Origin of the sequence: Micromonospora sp. NPDC023888 (assembly GCF_040639415.1) — a bacterium.
Lineage (GTDB): Bacteria > Actinomycetota > Actinomycetes > Mycobacteriales > Micromonosporaceae > Micromonospora.
Window position 1 is genome coordinate 1 of record NZ_JBEZZW010000045.1, and the last position, 16039, is coordinate 16039.

The 16039-nt window shown below is 71.8% G+C and carries 18 protein-coding genes; 7 read left to right on the plus strand and 11 right to left on the minus strand.

All coding sequences use genetic code 11. The features are described from left to right. Positions 1-104: 104 nt before the first annotated feature. A complete protein-coding gene (locus tag AB0F61_RS29295; RefSeq protein WP_357816128.1) occupies positions 105-1019 on the minus strand; it encodes a MerR family transcriptional regulator in 915 nt (304 codons plus the stop codon). Positions 1020-1137: 118 nt separating this feature from the next. Here AB0F61_RS29295 and eno point away from each other — a divergent pair, with 118 nt between their 5' ends. Further along, complete coding sequence (gene eno / locus AB0F61_RS29300; protein WP_357816131.1) at positions 1138-2403, plus strand: phosphopyruvate hydratase; 1266 nt, start codon at positions 1138-1140, stop codon at positions 2401-2403. 16 nt (positions 2404-2419) lie between these two features. Here eno and AB0F61_RS29305 read toward each other — a convergent pair whose 3' ends face one another. The 3 genes from AB0F61_RS29305 to AB0F61_RS29315 are packed head-to-tail and all read right to left on the minus strand — an operon-like array spanning position 2420 to position 4301. Continuing rightward, a complete protein-coding gene (locus AB0F61_RS29305) occupies positions 2420-2827 on the minus strand; it encodes an arsenate reductase ArsC (protein WP_357816133.1) in 408 nt (135 codons plus the stop codon). 17 nt (positions 2828-2844) lie between these two features. Further along, entirely contained in the window at positions 2845-3930 is a 1086-nt protein-coding gene (gene arsB, locus AB0F61_RS29310; RefSeq protein ID WP_357816136.1) for an ACR3 family arsenite efflux transporter, read from the minus strand. Then, on the minus strand, positions 3927-4301 hold the full coding sequence (locus AB0F61_RS29315) for a metalloregulator ArsR/SmtB family transcription factor (protein ID WP_357816139.1): 375 nt from the start codon (positions 4299-4301) through the stop codon (positions 3927-3929). Before AB0F61_RS29315 ends, arsB begins: the two co-directional genes overlap by 4 nt. 104 nt (positions 4302-4405) lie before the next feature. Between AB0F61_RS29315 and AB0F61_RS29320 the strand changes: the two genes are divergently transcribed. Next, a complete protein-coding gene (locus AB0F61_RS29320) occupies positions 4406-4903 on the plus strand; it encodes an N-acetyltransferase family protein (RefSeq protein WP_357816142.1) in 498 nt (165 codons plus the stop codon). A 46-nt stretch (positions 4904-4949) separates the two neighbouring features. Continuing rightward, positions 4950-6338 carry an FAD-dependent oxidoreductase gene (locus tag AB0F61_RS29325; RefSeq protein WP_357816145.1) on the plus strand — a complete coding sequence of 463 codons (1389 nt, stop codon included), beginning with the start codon at positions 4950-4952 and terminating at the stop codon, positions 6336-6338. A gap of 52 nt (positions 6339-6390) precedes the next feature. On the opposite strand, the gene AB0F61_RS29330 is transcribed toward AB0F61_RS29325, so the two are convergent. The 5 genes from AB0F61_RS29330 to AB0F61_RS29350 form a co-directional block, all read right to left on the minus strand. Next, a complete protein-coding gene (locus AB0F61_RS29330; protein ID WP_357816148.1) occupies positions 6391-6525 on the minus strand; it encodes a TraR/DksA C4-type zinc finger protein in 135 nt (44 codons plus the stop codon). Between the two features lie 297 nt (positions 6526-6822). Further along, positions 6823-8040, minus strand: a complete 1218-nt coding sequence (locus AB0F61_RS29335; RefSeq protein ID WP_357816151.1) for a ferritin-like domain-containing protein — start codon at positions 8038-8040, stop codon at positions 6823-6825. Then, entirely contained in the window at positions 8037-8882 is an 846-nt protein-coding gene (locus AB0F61_RS29340) for a PhnD/SsuA/transferrin family substrate-binding protein (RefSeq protein WP_357816154.1), read from the minus strand. The genes AB0F61_RS29335 and AB0F61_RS29340 overlap by 4 nt, the downstream gene beginning before the upstream one ends. Then, on the minus strand, positions 8882-10051 hold the full coding sequence (locus AB0F61_RS29345; protein WP_357816157.1) for an acyl-CoA dehydrogenase family protein: 1170 nt from the start codon (positions 10049-10051) through the stop codon (positions 8882-8884). The genes AB0F61_RS29340 and AB0F61_RS29345 overlap by 1 nt, the downstream gene beginning before the upstream one ends. A 77-nt stretch (positions 10052-10128) precedes the next feature. After that, complete coding sequence (locus AB0F61_RS29350; protein WP_357816159.1) at positions 10129-11076, minus strand: ion transporter; 948 nt, start codon at positions 11074-11076, stop codon at positions 10129-10131. 166 nt (positions 11077-11242) lie between these two features. Between AB0F61_RS29350 and AB0F61_RS29355 the strand changes: the two genes are divergently transcribed. Both AB0F61_RS29355 and AB0F61_RS29360 read left to right on the plus strand, forming a co-directional pair. Next, the gene (locus AB0F61_RS29355; RefSeq protein ID WP_357816162.1) at positions 11243-11941 is read left to right on the plus strand and encodes a TetR/AcrR family transcriptional regulator; all 699 of its coding nucleotides are present in this window, start codon (positions 11243-11245) and stop codon (positions 11939-11941) included. Between the two features lie 119 nt (positions 11942-12060). Continuing rightward, entirely contained in the window at positions 12061-12420 is a 360-nt protein-coding gene (locus AB0F61_RS29360) for a hypothetical protein (protein WP_357816165.1), read from the plus strand. Positions 12421-12486: 66 nt separating this feature from the next. Here AB0F61_RS29360 and AB0F61_RS29365 read toward each other — a convergent pair whose 3' ends face one another. Beyond that, on the minus strand, positions 12487-13344 hold the full coding sequence (locus AB0F61_RS29365; RefSeq protein ID WP_357816168.1) for an NAD(P)H-binding protein: 858 nt from the start codon (positions 13342-13344) through the stop codon (positions 12487-12489). 97 nt (positions 13345-13441) lie between these two features. On the opposite strand from AB0F61_RS29365, the gene AB0F61_RS29370 reads away from it, so the two are divergent. After that, positions 13442-13837, plus strand: coding sequence for a helix-turn-helix domain-containing protein (locus AB0F61_RS29370; RefSeq protein WP_357816298.1), 396 nt, complete (start codon positions 13442-13444; stop codon positions 13835-13837). Between the two features lie 45 nt (positions 13838-13882). Here AB0F61_RS29370 and AB0F61_RS29375 read toward each other — a convergent pair whose 3' ends face one another. Beyond that, positions 13883-14845, minus strand: coding sequence for a helix-turn-helix transcriptional regulator (locus AB0F61_RS29375; RefSeq protein WP_357816171.1), 963 nt, complete (start codon positions 14843-14845; stop codon positions 13883-13885). Positions 14846-15267: 422 nt separating this feature from the next. Between AB0F61_RS29375 and AB0F61_RS29380 the strand changes: the two genes are divergently transcribed. Then, complete coding sequence (locus tag AB0F61_RS29380; protein WP_357816173.1) at positions 15268-15930, plus strand: hypothetical protein; 663 nt, start codon at positions 15268-15270, stop codon at positions 15928-15930. Positions 15931-16039 lie beyond the last annotated feature (109 nt).

The following is a 16039-nucleotide window of genomic DNA, read 5'->3' on the forward strand; positions in this document are numbered from 1 at the left end:
CCGCGTCCGGGATCTTCGGCGTCTGGTCCAACGGCAACAGCGGGCCGGCATGCCAGACCAGTGGCTCGCCGGCCTGCGGCGGGCCAGGGACTTCGACACAGACCCTAGGCGGCGACCGATCCGGGGGCCTGGCGTCGCTTGGTGAGCCACCGCATCACGTGCAGCGGGTGCGACGCCGGGTCCGGAATCGGGTGGAAGACGTGTTCGATCTCGCCGTCGGCGATGATCAGGGTCAACCGCTCGTAGAGCGTCATGTCGCCCGCGGTGCGGGTCGGCAGACGCAGCGCGTCGGCCAGGGTCAGCCGCGGGTCGGGGATCAGCGGATAGGGCAGCCGCAGCCGGTGTGCCAGCTCCCGCTGGTACCCGGTCGACTGCGCGGACAGGCCGTACACCCGGGCCGCGCCGGCCGCGCGGAGTTCCGCGTGGTGGTCGCGGAACCAGGCGGCCTGCTCGGTGCTGCCCCGGGCGCCGTGGACCTCCAGCAGGCCGTTGGGCAGGTCGACGCCCGGCCGCCCGGTCAGCGGGTACACGAAGATGACGCTGCGTCCGGCGCCGAGCGCGCCGAGGTCGACCGGGCGGCCGTCGGTGCCGTAGAAGGACAGGGGCGGCAGGCTGGTCCCGACAAGCGCGGCGGGGTCGGCGCCGACCGCCGCGCTGCCGGGCACGACCTGGGTCGCGGCCGCGTCGAGACGGGCGTCCAGCGCCTCCCGCTGGGCGGTCAGTCTGCCGATCCGCTCCTGCAGGCCGGTGATGGTGCTGCGGTAGGTGGCGACCGCCGCCGCGCACACGTCGGCGTCGTCGGCGCCACCGGCGATCGACTCGACGAACGGGCGGGTCTCCTCCACGGTGAGGCCGAGCGCCATCAACTCGCGGATCTGGGCCACCAGCCGCACCGCGATCGGGTCGTACTCCCGGTAGCCGTTGCCCAGCCTCCGGGGCACGACCAACCCGGCCGACTCGTAGTACCGCAAGGCCCGGACCGTCGTCCCGGTCCGTCGTGCCAGCTCACCCACCCGCATCCCGCGACCCTAAACCCGCACCCTGGGGTACGGGTCAACGTGTCCATCGTCGCGGTGTCAGGACCGCCGTTTCGTGCCAGTCTGGCGGCGAAAAGGCATCGTGAGCAGGGAGTGTGTGATGACGGCAATCAGCCGGGTACGGGGTCGGCAGATCCTCGACAGCAGGGGCAACCCGACAGTGGAGGCCGACGTGGTCCTCACGGACGGGTCGACCGGGCGCGCGGCCGTGCCCTCCGGGGCGTCGACGGGGGCGAACGAGGCGGTCGAGCTGCGCGACGGGGACCACACCCGCTTTCACGGCAAAGGCGTCACGACGGCGGTCGCCGCCGTGAACGGTGCGATCGCCGACGCGGTGATCGGGCTCGACGCGGAGGACCAGGCGCTGATCGACGAGACGATGATCGCGCTCGACGGTTCGAAGGACAAGGGTCGACTGGGAGCCAACGCGATCCTCGCGGTGTCCCTGGCGGCGGCCAAGGCGGCGGCGCTGGCGCACCGGCAGCCGCTCTACCGCTACGTCGGCGGAGTGGGGGCCCGGCTGCTGCCGGTGCCGATGATGAACATCATCAACGGCGGCGCGCACGCCGACAACCCGCTGGACTTCCAGGAATTCATGATCGCTCCGGTCGGGGCGCGGACGTTCGCCGAGGCGGTCCGGATGGGGTCGGAGGTCTTCCACACCCTCCGGACGTCCCTGGCGGCGGCCGGGCACAGCACCAACGTCGGTGACGAGGGCGGCTTCGCGCCGACCTTCACGGATGCCGACGAGGCGCTGCGTTTCGTGCTGCGCGCCATCGAGGACGCCGGCTACGAGCCCGGCACCGACCTGACCATCTGCCTCGATCCGGCCAGCTCGGAGTTCTTCCGCGACGGCGTCTACGACTACGTCGGCGAGGGGCGGCAGCGCGGCGTCGAGGAGCACGTCGACTACCTGCTCGACCTGGTCTCCCGCTACCCGATCAGCTCGGTCGAGGACCCGATGGCCGAGGACGACATCGCCGGGTGGAAACGGCTGACCGCGCTGGCGGGGGAGCGGGTGCAGTTGGTCGGCGACGACGTCTTCTGCACCGACGTCGACCGGCTGCGCGACGGGATCGAGGGCGGTTACGCCAACGCGATCCTGGTCAAGGTCAACCAGATCGGCACGCTCACCGAGACCCTCGCGACGGTGGACGCCGCCCACAAGGCGGGCTACCGGGTGGTGATGTCGCACCGCTCCGGCGAGACCGAGGACACCACCATCGCCGACCTGGCCGTGGGCGTCGGCTGCGGCCAGATCAAGACCGGCTCGCTGTCGCGCTCCGACCGCACCGCCAAGTACAACCAGCTCATTCGCATCGAGGAGGAGCTCGGCGACCGGGCCGTCTACGCGGGAACGCGTTGACGGCGGAAGACCCCGGTCAGGTGATCGGGCTCAGCTCGGCGAGGAGCTTCTCCACCCGACCCCGGATCTCGTCGCGGATCGGGCGGACGGCCTCGACGCCCTTGCCGGCCGGGTCGTCGAGCTGCCAGTCCTCGTAGCGCTTGCCGGGGAAGACCGGGCAGGTGTCGCCGCAGCCCATCGTCACGATCACGTCGGAGGACTCCGCGGTCGCGTACTCGAGGATCGTGGGGGTCTGGTCGGTGATGTCGATGCCGACCTCCCGCATGACCTGCGCGGCCGCGGGGTTGATCGTCTCGGCCGGCGCGGAGCCGGCCGAGCGGACCTCGACGGTGTCGCCGGCGAGGTGGCGCAGCCAGCCGGCGGCCATCTGGGAGCGGCCGGCGTTGTGCACGCAGACGAACAGGACGCTGGGTTTGGTGCTCATGAGGGTCGCCTTCCGGGTCACACGGTTGCCGAGGGAGTGAAGAGGCGGCGGCGCGCCCACAGGGACACGTAGACGAGCCCGACCAGGACGGGCACCTCGATCAGGGGGCCGACGACACCGGCGAGGGCCTGACCGGAGGCGACGCCGAAGGTGCCGATCGCGACGGCGATGGCGAGTTCGAAGTTGTTGCCGGCGGCGGTGAACGCGAGGGTGGTGGTGCGCTCGTAGCCGAGACCGATGGCCCGACCGAGGGCGTAGGAGCCGGCCCACATGAGCGTGAAGTACAGCAGCAGGGGCAGGGCGATGCGGACCACGTCCAGGGGTCGGCTGGTGATGGCGTCGCCTTGCAGGGCGAACAGGATCACGATCGTGAACAGCAGCCCGTAGAGGGCGGCCGGGCCGATGCGGGGCAGGAAACGGGCCTCGTACCAGTCACGGCCCTTGGCGCGTTCACCGAGGCGGCGGGTGAGGTAGCCGGCGAGCAGTGGGATGCCCAGGAAGATGAGCACGTTGCGGGCGATGTCCCACGCGGAGACGTTCAGCTCGGCCCCGGACAGCCCCAGCCACCGTGGGAGCACGGACAGGTAGAACCAGCCGAGCAGGCCGAAGGCGACGACCTGGAAGACGGAGTTGAGGGCGACCAGAACGGCGGCGGCCTCCCGGTCACCGCGGGCGAGGTCGTTCCAGATGATGACCATGGCGATGCAGCGGGCCAGGCCGACGATGATCAGACCGGTGCGGTACGCGGGTTGGTCGGCCAGGAAGATCCAGGCCAGGGCGAACATCACCGCGGGGCCGATGAGCCAGTTGAGGACAAGCGAGGAGATCAGCAGGCGGCGGTCGCCGGTGACGGTGTCGAGCCGGTCGTAGCGGACCTTCGCCAACACCGGGTACATCATGATCAGCAGGCCGATCGCGATCGGCAGGGATATCCCGCCGATCTGCACCGCGTCCAGCGCGCTGTTCAGCCCGGGGACCAGGCGACCCAGGAGCAGCCCGACGACCATCGCCAGCCCGATCCACACCGGCAGGAACTGGTCGAGGCGGGACAGGCGGCCGACGACGGCGCTCTCGGCCGGGTCGCTCTGGACGGTGCTGGTCACGAGCAGTCCGGTCGGTCGGCGGACACCGCGCCTGCGGGTGTGACGGTGAGCAGTGCGGCGAGCTGGCGCAGCATGGCCGGCCGGGCACGGTAGTAGACCCAGGTGCCCCGGCGTTCGGCGTCGACGAGCCCGGCCTCCCGAAGCGTCCTGAGGTGGTGCGAGATGGTGGGCCCGGTCAGTTCGAACGCGGGGGTCAGGTCGCAGACGCAGATCTCCCCACTCTCGGCGGAGGCGATCATCGACAGGAGTTGCAGCCGTACCGGGTCGCCGAGGGCTTTGAACGCGGGCGCGAGCACCGCGGCGGCCTCTGCTGGCACGCGTCGCTCGCTCAAGGAGGGGCAGCAGGCCGCCAGCGCCGCTTGATTAGACATTGCTCTAGGTTGACACTGATCTAATCAGCGTGCAACTGTCTGATTCGACAGGCGTCGAGACAGGCGTCGTCGAGCAACCGACCCCACCGGGAAGGAACACCTGGATGGCTGACCTCGCCGTGCGGCCCATGACCGACGCCGACGCCGACCGGGTGCTGGCGATCTACCAGGCCGGCCTCGACGCCGGCAACGCCAGCTTCGAGATCACCGCCCCCACCTGGGCGGCCTTCGACGCCGCGCGGTTGACCGGGCACCGGTTCGTGGCCGTCGACCGCGACGGCGTCATCCTCGGCTGGATCGCCGTCTCACCGACCTCGACCCGCGCGGTCTACGCCGGAGTGGTCGAACACTCCGTCTACGTGGACCCGGCCGCCCAGGGCCGTGGCGTCGCCCGCCTGCTGCTGGACGCACTGATCACCTCCACCGAGGCCGCCGGCATCTGGACCATCCAGTCCGGGATCTTCCCGGAGAACACCGCCAGCCTGACCCTGCACCAGCGGGCCGGGTTCCGCGTGATCGGCGTACGCGAGCGGGTCGGCCGCCACCACGACCGTTGGCGTGACGTCGTCCTGCTCGAACGTCGCAGCCCTGTCATCACCTGACGAGCCGCGCCGGCTGCGGCCGGCCACCACATCGAGGAGTCAACTGATGAACGCTCAGGACGGCCTTCCCGTCGTCGTCATCGGCGCCGGCCCGACCGGCCTCGCGGCCGCCGCCCACCTGCACGAGCGGGGCCTGACCTTCGCCGTCCTCGAAGCCGGCGACGGCCCCGGCGCGGCGGTGCGGCAGTGGGGGCATGTGCGCGTCTTCTCGCCGTGGCGGTACAACATCGATCCGGCCGCCCGCCGGCTCCTCGACGAGACCGGTTGGGTCGCCCCCGACCTGGATGCCCTGCCCACCGGCGCGGAACTGGTCGGCGCCTACCTCCAGCCTCTCGCGGAGCTGCCACAGCTCAAGCCGCACCTGCGCTACGGGGCGCACGTCGAGGCCATCAGCCGACTCGGCCTCGACCGGCTGCGCACCGCCGGCCGCGACACCACACCGTTCCTGCTCCGCCTCGCCGACGGCGAGGAACTGCTCGCCCGCGCCGTCATCGACGCCTCCGGCACCTGGCGTACGCCAAACGTCCTCGGTGCGTCAGGTCTACCCGCGCAGGGCGAAGCCGACGTGACGGCGTACCTGGAGCACGCCCTGCCGGACGTGCTCGGCGCCGACCGGGACCGGTTCGTCGGTCGGCGCACCCTCGTCGTGGGCGCCGGCCACTCGGCCGCGAACACCCTGCTGTCCCTGGCGGAACTGGCCGCCGCCGAGCCTGGCACCGAGGTGACCTGGGCCATCCGGGCCGCCGCGCCGACGCGTACCTACGGCGGCGGGGCCGCCGACGCCCTCCCGGCGCGGGGAGCGCTCGGCTCGCGGTTGCGTGCGCACGTCGACGCCGGACGGATCCGGCTGCTCACCGGGTTCTCCGTGGACGCGCTCGCCCCGGCCGACGGTCGGGTGCGGGTGGTCGTGCGGCACCGTGACGGCAGCACCGAGTCGATCACCGTCGACCGCGTTGTCGCGGCGACCGGCTTCCGCCCCGACCACAGCGTCGCCGCGGAGCTTCGGCTGGACCTGGACCCCGTCCTGGGCGCCACCCGCGCCCTGGCCCCGTTGATCGACCCCAACGAGCACTCCTGCGGCACCGTTCCTCCGCACGGCGTGGACGAGCTCGCCCACCCGGAGCGCGACTACTACGCCGTCGGCATGAAGTCCTACGGCCGGGCACCGACGTTCCTCATGGCCACCGGCTACGAGCAGGTCCGCTCCGTGGTCGCCGCCCTCGCCGGGGACTGGGTGGCCGCTCGTGACGTCCAACTCGACCTGCCGGAAACCGGTGTGTGCAACAGCAGCCCCGCCGGCGTGGCAAACGGCGACGACTGCTGCGGGCCCTCCACGGGCGGCTCCGGCGCGCCGTTGCCCGTGCCGGTCAGCCTCATCGCCCTCGACGCCATCGCCCTCGACGCCGTGCCCGCCGGCGGCTGTTGCCCGAGCTGATCCCGGCCGGCGCGGTGACGCTGCCCGTCGCTCTGACAAAGGACGGGCGGCGTCACCGTCGGCTGGCGCAGGCGACACACGTCCGCGCCGACGGGCGGGCGACGAGCCGTTCGGCGGGGATCGGTCGGGAGCACCGTTCGCAGACGCCGTAGCTGCCGTCGTCGAGCCGCCCCAGCGCGACGTCCAACTCGGCCAGGCGCCGGCGGGCCGCGTCCAGGACGGCGGTGAGCTGTGCGCGTTCGAAGGCGATCGTGCTGCCCTCGGGGTCGTGCTCGTCGTCGGCGTTCGACGACCGGGACGCCTCGAACAGGCTCCGCAGGTCAGCCTCCAGGGCGACGGCTTGGGCATCGGTCTGCCCGCGTAGCCGCAGCAGTGCCCTCGCGGGTCGCGCTGGAGTCGCTGGTCATGGCCCCTCACCGTACTGCGGAATGACAGCTGTCACACGCTGCCGTCAGGCGCACGCCGTGCCGGGCGCGGGGATCGCCTACATGAAGTTGCGGGTGTGCAGGGCGGACAGAGCGGCGGCCTCGTCGGGCCGGAAACCCAGCCGTACCAGTCGGCGCTGGCGACCCTGATCCATGGCGTGTTGCAGGGCCTGCACCCGGTCGAAGCCGGCGGACACGTCGTCGGGATGCCAACCACCCGACGCGAGCACCACAAGCGCGTCGAAGACGTCCGCGTTGAGGCCCGCGGTGTCGACAAGCGCGTCGTGGCGGCGGTGGATGGCCGCCCGCAGCCGATCCCGCAACAGCGGGTCGAGCCGCGCCTGATGCTCCAGGTGCGCCATGCCGAACACCACGTGCCGGCGCTCGTCCTGCATGGCGAGCCAGCAGATCCGGCGCGTCACCGGGTCCGGTGCGTTCTGGTGCAGGAACGAGAGCAGGTCGACGAAGCTGCCCTCACCCAGGACGGACAGCAGGAACGAGGCTAGCGCGAAGTCGGACTCCGCGACGAGCGTGAAGAGCGACTGTCGACCACCGGCCGACGACGTGCCCAACTCGGCGCCCCGCAGCAGCGCCCGTCGGCTGAACACCTCCATGTGCCGCGCCTCGTCGGCCATCTGTACGGCGAGGAGCTGCACCACCTCACGGAAGTGCGGATGGATCCGCCCGACGAACCGGGCCGGCACGACGAGGGCGGCCTGCTCGTTCTCCACCAGGTACGTCATCACCTGCACCACCGCGGCTTCGACATCGGCCGGCAGCGCGAACGGATCGTCCCACGGCACCGCGGTCTGCGGGTCCCACTGTCGGGCCGCCGCCTGCGCGTAGAGGTGGGGAGCGACATCGGCCCACACCAGGTCGCGGTCGTCCAGGTCGAACCGGGCCTCGGGGCCACCGGCCTCGAGCAGCGCGCCCCGGGCGCCGAGCCCCCACCGGGCCGGCGGACGGTTGCTGAGCGCCGTCGGGAGGGCGGGCCCGGCCCGCTCCGCGCCGAACCAGCGGTCGTCGTCCGCCGTGCCCCGGACCACCACCGCCACCACCCCGCTGCGGTCGCCCGGCTCCGGCGCTTCGACCCGATGACCCCGGCCGCGGCACCAGGCGGGCAGGTGCACCGGCAACGCCGGGTCGCGTCCGCGGACCGCCAACCGGCCTCCGGGCGGCAGACCGGCCAGGGCGCGGTGCACCAGCAGGTGTGCGCCCCGGCCGAAGCTCAGGTCACCGAGCTGGACCTCGGCGTCGGCGGCCGGTGCCGCGCTCACGGCCGGTAGTCCGCGGCCGTCACCCGCCCGTCCGGGGAGTAGAAGCCGGTGGCGTCGACCGCCCCGGCCAGGGCGTCGTACCCCGAGGTGCGTCCGTCCTTCCAGGCCGTCAGCCCCTCCAGGTCGAGCAGCGGACGCACCTGTGCGTCCGCGTACGACATGCCGAGCAGCAGCGTGCCGAAGAGCTGGACCCCGGCGGACCCCGGCTCGCGGACCGTCATGTTGCAGTGGTCGTACGGTGCGGTCTGCGCGACGATCCGGGTGCCGTCGGGCGGCAGTGTGCCCTCCTGGACGAACGCCAGGTGGTTGGCGTCGATCATGCAGGCGGCGTCGACCTCCCCGGCCATCAGGGCGCGGGCCGCGTCGCGTTCACCGCCGATGTGGTCGCCGTGCAGGCCGACGCCGACGTCGAACCCGCGCACGTCGACCTCGACCCCGGCGGCCGCGAGGTGACCCAGCGGGATGAGCGTCGCCTGGGGGCTGTCCACCGCGCCGACCGCGACGACCTTCCCGGCCAGGTCCGTGACCTGCCGCGCTGGCGAGTCGGCCCGGACCACCACGACCGAGGTGAGGTCCTGGTCGGTGTCGCGCATGGTGAGCGCGCGGACGGTCGTGCCGTTGGCGACCGCCAGTCGCTCGGCGCGCAGCCAGGCCAGGGGTGAGTTCCATGCCGCGTCGATCCGTCCGGCGAGGAGATCCTCGACCTGTCGCTCGTAGTGCGAGTAGAGGACGAAGTCGAAATCGAGGCCGTGCCCGCGTAGCCAGGCACGGAAGCCCTCCCAGATGGTCACCACCTTGGGGTCGTACGCGACGGCACCCATCAGGACCGTTGGCGCCGGCATCAGCGGTTGGCCTCGTCGAGCAGCGGAAGGCCGGTGGCGACCCGGCCGACGAAGTCGTGCAGCGCGTCGGTGGTCGGTGCCATCACCCGGGCCGCGCGCGAGTCCCGGAAACGGCGCTCAAGGCCCAGCTCCCTGCGGAACGCGCTGCCGCCGCAGAGCTGCATCGCGCCGTCGGTCACGTCGGCCACGGTCTCGCCGGCGAGGGCTTTGACCTGCAACACCCGCAGCATCGCGTCGTCGCGGCCGGTCTCCAGCGCGGTGAGGGTGTCGCCGAGGAAGGCACGCAGGGCGTCGGTGCGGATCATCAGTCGGGCCAGGTCGCGGCGGGTGACGGGCGCGTCGCGCAGGGCGGCCCCGGTGTGCGTGAGCGTGGTCCCTGTGACATGCCGGCCGGCCTCGGTGACCGCGCTCTGGGCGAGACCGAGGCAGAACGCGGCGTTGAGCACCAGGAACCAGGGCAGGACCGCGCCGAGCGCGGTGTCCAGCCCCGCGCCGTCGGCCGCCATCATCGCCGTCGACGGAACCCGGAGCCCGTCGGCGGTCATCGGCCGGGAGCCGTTGCCGCGCAGGCCGAGCCCGTCGAAGTCGCCGGTCACGCTCAGGCCGGCGCTGCCGGCCGGCACGAGCCACAGCGTCATCGGACCGGCGTCGGGGGCCACCGGGAGGCTCGACCAGACGTAGCTGTCCACCTCGCCGGCGGAGGTGACCCAGCTCTTGCGGGCGTCGAGGCGGACGCTGCCGTCGTCGGTGGGTGTCGCGGTGCCGGTGGGCGACCAGAAGTGGCTGCGCGAGCCGTACTCGGAGAACGCCAACGTGGTGAGATGCCCGCCGGTCGCGATGGCGGCGCGGACCTCGCGTGGGCCGTGCGCCTCGATGACGGCGGTCGCCGCGTAGTGCATGAGGACCACCATCGCCGTGGAGCCGCATTCGGCGGCCAGCCGCTCGACGACCTCGGCGATCACCCGCATGCCGTGGCCGCCGCCACCGACCTCGGTCGAGGAGGCCAGGCCGAGCAGGCCGGCCGCGGCGAGGGCGTCGACACCCTGGCGGGGGAAGACCCCCTCTCGGTCGACAGTCGTCGCCTGCGGGCGGATCACGTCGTCGATGATGGTGCCGAGGGCGTTCGCGGCATCGGTGGTGGGATGGGCATTGTCGACAGTGGTCGTCATGCTGGTGCCCCTTCGGCCGAAGCGGTGGGACCGCCGTCGACACTATCCGAACGGAAGCACACAGCGCGAGCGTCGGATCACCGTCTGGTGCGGGTTCCGTCCCGGTGTGGGCGGCCGTGCCCGTCGTCCCGGTCGATCCGCAACTCCCGCTCCAGCTCGGCGATGACCGCCCGCAGGTCGTCCAGCCGCTGGGTCAGCGCGATGCGGTCCACCTCGTCCGGTACGCCGTCGCCGTCCTCGTCGTAGTCGGGGGCCAGTCGCTCGGTCATCTCCAACCGCCGTGCCTCCTCCATCGAGTTGACGATGACCGCGATGAGGATGTTGAGCAGCAGGTTGACGGTGATGATCACGTAGCTGACGTAGTAGAGCAGCGTCCACGGCGAAATGGCCATGCCCTGCTCGATGAGGTCGGGAAGCGTCTCCAGCGACAGCAGCACGAACAACGTCAGCAGCGACCGGCCGATGTCGCCGTACTGGTCCGGGTACCTGCTGCCGAAGATCAGCCAGCCGGCCATGCCGTACACGTAGAGCGTCACCACGGCCAGGGCGAGGAAACCTGTCACGCCCGGCAGGCTGCGCCACAGCGCGGAGACGATGGTCCGCAGACCCGGCGAGAACCGCACCAGCCGGACCATGCGGGCGACCCGCACGACGCGCAGCAGCGCGGGATCGCCGTGCAGGCCCGGAATGAAGATCGCCGCGATCACCACGAAGTCGAAGACGTTCCAGCCGTGCCGGAAGAAGTCCTGTGGACGCCTGCCGTAGGCGGCCAGCCGGACACCGATCTCGACGACGAAGACGGCGCGGAAGAACAACTCCAGCCAGTGCAGTGCGGTGCCCGCCGGGGTCAGGTCGTCGTACGTCTCCAGGCCGAGGACGATCCCGTTGGCGAGGATGACCACCACGATGACGATCTCGAAGGGGCGTGACCCGGCGACTCGGGCGCAGTGCCCGGCCCAGCCGGATCGGTGCTGCTCGGGTGGGTCGGGCGCACCCCGCTGGGCGGGCACGGATGCGCCACTCACCAGTGCGCCGGCTCGATCGCGGCCGCCGGGACCACCGTGTGGGCCCGTCCCCGGATGTCGTCGTGACGGTGCGGGCGGGGTGCGGGCATGCCGACCAGCCTAGCCAAGATCAATGATCGTGGGCGGGTCATAATTGCGAACCTGGTTTGCAGTTTAGGGTGGGTCAGTGAGCGATTCAGCCAGGAGGGCCGGCGACGGCGACACCGCCCGGCAGCCGATCTGGGCCAGGCCCGAGCGCGGCAGCCGTGGTCCCGCTCCAGCGCACAGTCGAGACGCCATCGTCGTGGCCGCCATCGCCCTGGCGGACACCGACGGGCTCGCGGCGGTGTCGATGCGTGCCGTGGCCGGTGCGCTCGGCACCGGGGCCGGATCCCTCTACCGCTACCTGTCGTCCCGCGATGATCTGCTCGACCTGATGACCGACCGGGTCGTGGGGGAACTGCGGCCGTACCCGCCGGCGACTGGTGACTGGCTGGACGCCATGGTGCTGCTGGGTCGCCGGCAGTTGGCGCTGTTCCGCGCCCACCCGTGGTTGCTCGACGTGATCCACCGGACGTCCGGCATCGGCCCGGAGAGTCTGGCCTGGTTCGACACCTGCCTTCGGATCCTGGAACCGGTGCGCTGCGCCGCGTCCGCCAAGTTCGAGGCGATCGCGATGATGACCGGCACGGTGAGCCTCTTCGCCCGCCGCGAGGCCACCGCCGAGACGTTCGACCTGGCCGGGATCGACCTCGCGGCGTACCCGCACCTGGTCGCGGCGTTCAGCCAGCCCTCGGCGCCGGCGCCCCGAACGGATCTCTTCGAGCGCACCGTACGCAGCCTGCTCGCCGGCCTGCTGCTGGCCCAACCACGCGAGGCGGGCTGAGAGGCCAGGTGGTGTCGGGACGTTCCGCCGTCCGCCGAGGCGTCGACTGGTCTAGGTTTTCGGTGGTGGGCGCAACCGGCTGGCCGCACCGCCCGAGGTGCGCTGATGGGAGGTGGGCAATGGCCGACCCTGATCTTGCTGACCTACGGGAACGGGCCGCGAACGGGGACCGGGACGCGGTCGACCGGATCGTCGAGCTGGCCGGCGAACGAGGTGACCTGGCGGAGCTGCGACAGCTCGCCGAGAGCGGCAACGCCGACGCGGCGGCGCAACTCGTCGAGCTCGCCAGCGAACGCGGCGACATGGACGAGCTGCGGCGTCTCGCCGATCGGGGTGACCGGGACGCGGTCGACCAGCTTGTCGAGTTGGCAGCGGAGCGGGTCGATGTCGGCGAACTTCGACGGCTCGCCGACGCGGGCAACCGCGACGCGGCCGACGTGTTGGCCGAGCTCACCGAAGAGGAGGACGAGCCGGAGTAGGCGCCGTACGCCGGGCGGGCGAGGGGAGCTCCCCTTCGCCCGCCCGGCGTCGGCTCGAATGCTGGCTCAGGCCCGCGCGGCCCGGATGGCGTCGCGCAGCGGGGTGCTCGGGCGGCCGAGCAGCCGGCTGAGGTCGTCGCTGTCGGTCGCCAGCTCACCGAGGGCGATCGAGTGGTCGAGCGCGGCGACGAACGCGGCGGTGCTGGCGTCGAGTCCGACGTTCTCCAGGGTCGAGGCCAGTTCGGCGGCCGACAGGTCCCGGTGGACGACCGTGGTGCCGGTGACCTCCGTGACGGCCTCGGCCAGCTCGTCGAAGGTGAACGCGGTGCCGCCCAGTTCGTAGACGGCGTTACCGTCCTCCGCGCGGGTCAGCGCGGCCACGGCGGCCCCCGCGTAGTCCGCCCGGGTCGCGGCGGAGATCTTGCTGCCACCGCTGGCGCCGAGGATCGTGCCGGTCGTCAGGTACTGCGGCAGTTGGTCGGTGTAGTTCTCGATGTACCAACTGTTGCGCAGCACGGTGTGGGCCAGACCCGACGCGGCGAGGGCCTCCTCGGTGGCCTTGTGCTCCGGGGCGAGCGGGTTCGTGGTGGTGTCGGCCTTCAGGATGCTCGTGTAGATCAGGCGCTCGACGCCGGCGAGTGTGGCCGCCTCGATGACCGCCGTGTGTTGCGCGACCCGCTGACCGGGACTGTTGCCGGAGATGAGCAGCAGGCGGCGTACGCCGGCCACGGCGCCGGGCAGCGTCGACGGGTCGTCGTAGCTGGCCTCGCGGATCTCGACCCCGCGTGCGGCCAGGTCGGCGGCCTTCTCCGGACTGCGAACGATGGCGGCGATCTCGGCGGCGGGTACGCCGGAGTCGAGCAACCGCTCGATCACCAGGCGGCCCAGCCGGCCGGTGGCGCCGGTGACGGCATAGGTGGGCATGGGAAACCTCCGGTACGGCGGTGACTAATCGCAAGCACTTACGAATCTACAGCACTAACCGAAGGGCGGCGTGGGATAGGCTGGTGAGGTGAGCGACATGCCGGCCCAGGACCCGGCGGGGCCTACCCAGGAATTCGTCAGCGATGTCTTCGCCCGGGGGTGCACCTCCCGTGCGGCCTTCGAGGACGTCACCTCGAAGTGGGCCTCGCTGGCTCTGTTGGCGCTCGGCGAGGGCCGCTACCGGTTCAACGCGCTGCGTCGGCGCATCGACGGGGTCAGCGAGCGGATGCTCTCGCAGACGTTGCAGACCCTCGAGCGCGACGGCATGCTCACCCGCGAGGTGCTCACCGCGATCCCACCCCGCGTCGAATACTCGTTGACGCCTCTCGGCGCCCGGGTCGCCGAGCAGTTGCGCGGCCTCGCCGACCTGCTGGAGGCCTCGGTGCCCGAGGTGCAGACCGCCCGCGACACCCACGAGCGCGCGCGGGGCTAGCCCGAGCGTCCGCCGGGCGGGCGGGAAGCTCGGTGTTCGGCCCGGTCAGGCGCGGAGCGTCTCGCGCGGTGGCACACCGAAGCTGGCGTGGTACCGCGCGGTGAACCTGCTGTGGCTGGCGAATCCCCACCGACTGGCGATCGCCGAGACCGTCTCCTGGTCCGGGTCGGCGCGTATCAGGTCGTGGTGTGCCCGGACGAGCCGGACCCGACGCAGGTAGGCCATGGGGGTGGTGCCGAGATGCCGGCGGAAGGCGAGTTGCACCGCCCGGAGGGAGACGCCGGCGGCGCCGGCGATGTCGGCCGCGCTGATGTCCCGGTCCGCGTGCTCCTCCAGGAAGGCGATCGCCCGTCGCAGCGTGGCGGTGGTGGCGTCGTTCCGGTCCGCGGCTGTCGGTTCGGTGAACGCGGTGTTGGGGAAGACCGCGAGCGCCGCCGCGGCCAGCATCCGGGCGGCGTTGCCGATCACCAGCGATTGCGCCCCGGCGGCCGGGCTGTTCAACACGATGTCGCGGACGAAGCTTGTGGTGTTGCGCCATTGCCGGGCGAGGGAGGTGCTGGCGGCACCCAGTTCGGTGAACTCGATCCGACCGGGCCGGCGGGCCGGCGCGGTGGTGGCCACCTGCGCCAGCACCGACAGGTCCAGCACACAGAGCTCCACCTCGCCAGGATGCCAGTCGACGGTGCACGGCTCCTCCGGCCTGGTGACGAGGAAGGCCTCGCCGGGGCCGAACCGGTGGGCCGCTCCGGCACAGGAGCGATTGACGTTCGCGCTGCGGGTGCGACCGATGACCAGCCCGCCGAGGGTGCTGGCATCGATTTCCAGGTGCCCGGTCTGGCGGGTGGTCGCAATGGCGAAGAGACCCGTGTCGACGCGGTGGTGGGTGAGCCGGTACCCGTTCCTGCTCTGAATGCGCAGCTTCGGGTCGTACGTGGCGGACAGGAATTCCTGGATGACCGCCGGGTCGCGGCTGTCGAACTGGTGGGTCTGCACTGGCGATGACGTCATCCGCTGTCTCCGTCCGGTGGAGGGCCGCCGGGTGCTGGACCGGGTGCCGACGGCAGGTTCGGGACGTGCCGGGGTGCTCGGCGGTGACCCGGCACGCGGCTGGCCGGCGGTGCGGTGAGGTGGCGCGTCGCGAGCGGGACGGCAGCGACCGGTTGCGGGTGTCGGCTCTGGTCCGACCATTCGATGAACCTGGGGCGCAATATCTGTAGATGGGAATGTCACCATACGACAGTCACCGGCGTGCCGTCCCGTGAATCAGCGTGATGTGTCGGCAGCTCGACTTCGTTTTCCGGCTAGCGCGCCGAATGGTTCTGCGTCTGCGGTCCTAGCCACCCTCGTGGCCGACAGCGAAATCTTGTTCATGATTCGTCGGAGGACGACCGGGTCACCGCCGGGAGGCCGACCCGCGGAGGGGGGAAGCGTTGGACAGTACTGATCCTGACCGCGTCGTTCGGCTGGCCGTTGCCGAGGCGCTGGCGCGGGTGGCGGACGAGGACAGCCTGGGTCTGGGCGAGGGTGACGCGCTGGAGCGGCTCGGGGCTGGGCTGCGTGAGGTGCTCCGCCGGGCACTCGACGACCGGGTGCCCCTGACCACGCCGGACTTCGTCGACCTCTGCCGTGACCTGCGTCTGACCCGGGACGCCTTCGACCTGCTGGGGCACTACCTGATGACCGCGTTGCTGACCCAGCACGTCGGACCGGACGCGCTGATCCGGGTCGGGGTGCTCTTCGGCACCGTCGGGCGCTACCTACCCGCTGCCCGTCCGGTGGCCCACCGCAACGAGGGTCCCGCGTCACGGCGACGTGACGTGCGTTCGGACAACAGCGTCGTCGGTCGGTACCGCCGCGCCAAACTGCCGGAGCACCTGCCCAACCCGCCGAGCTGGACCTGCACCGGATGTGGCCGCGAGTGGCCCTGCGCCACCAAGCAGAGCCAACTGCTCGCCGAGTTTGGCGGAGCGCGCGCCTCCCTCGCGGTCTATCTCGGCTCCTGCCTGGTCGCGGCCGCCCAGGACCTGCCGACGCTGCCGCTGCCTCGGGTCCGGCTTCGGTTCCTGGGCTGGCTGCCACGCGCCCGGATCTGACCCGGCCGTCGGCGGCCCACCCCTCGTACGGAAGCCGGATCGGTGCGGGCACTAGGCAGCGCACCCATTGATGCGGTGGAATGTGCACCACGTGTCGCGCCCGGGAGGA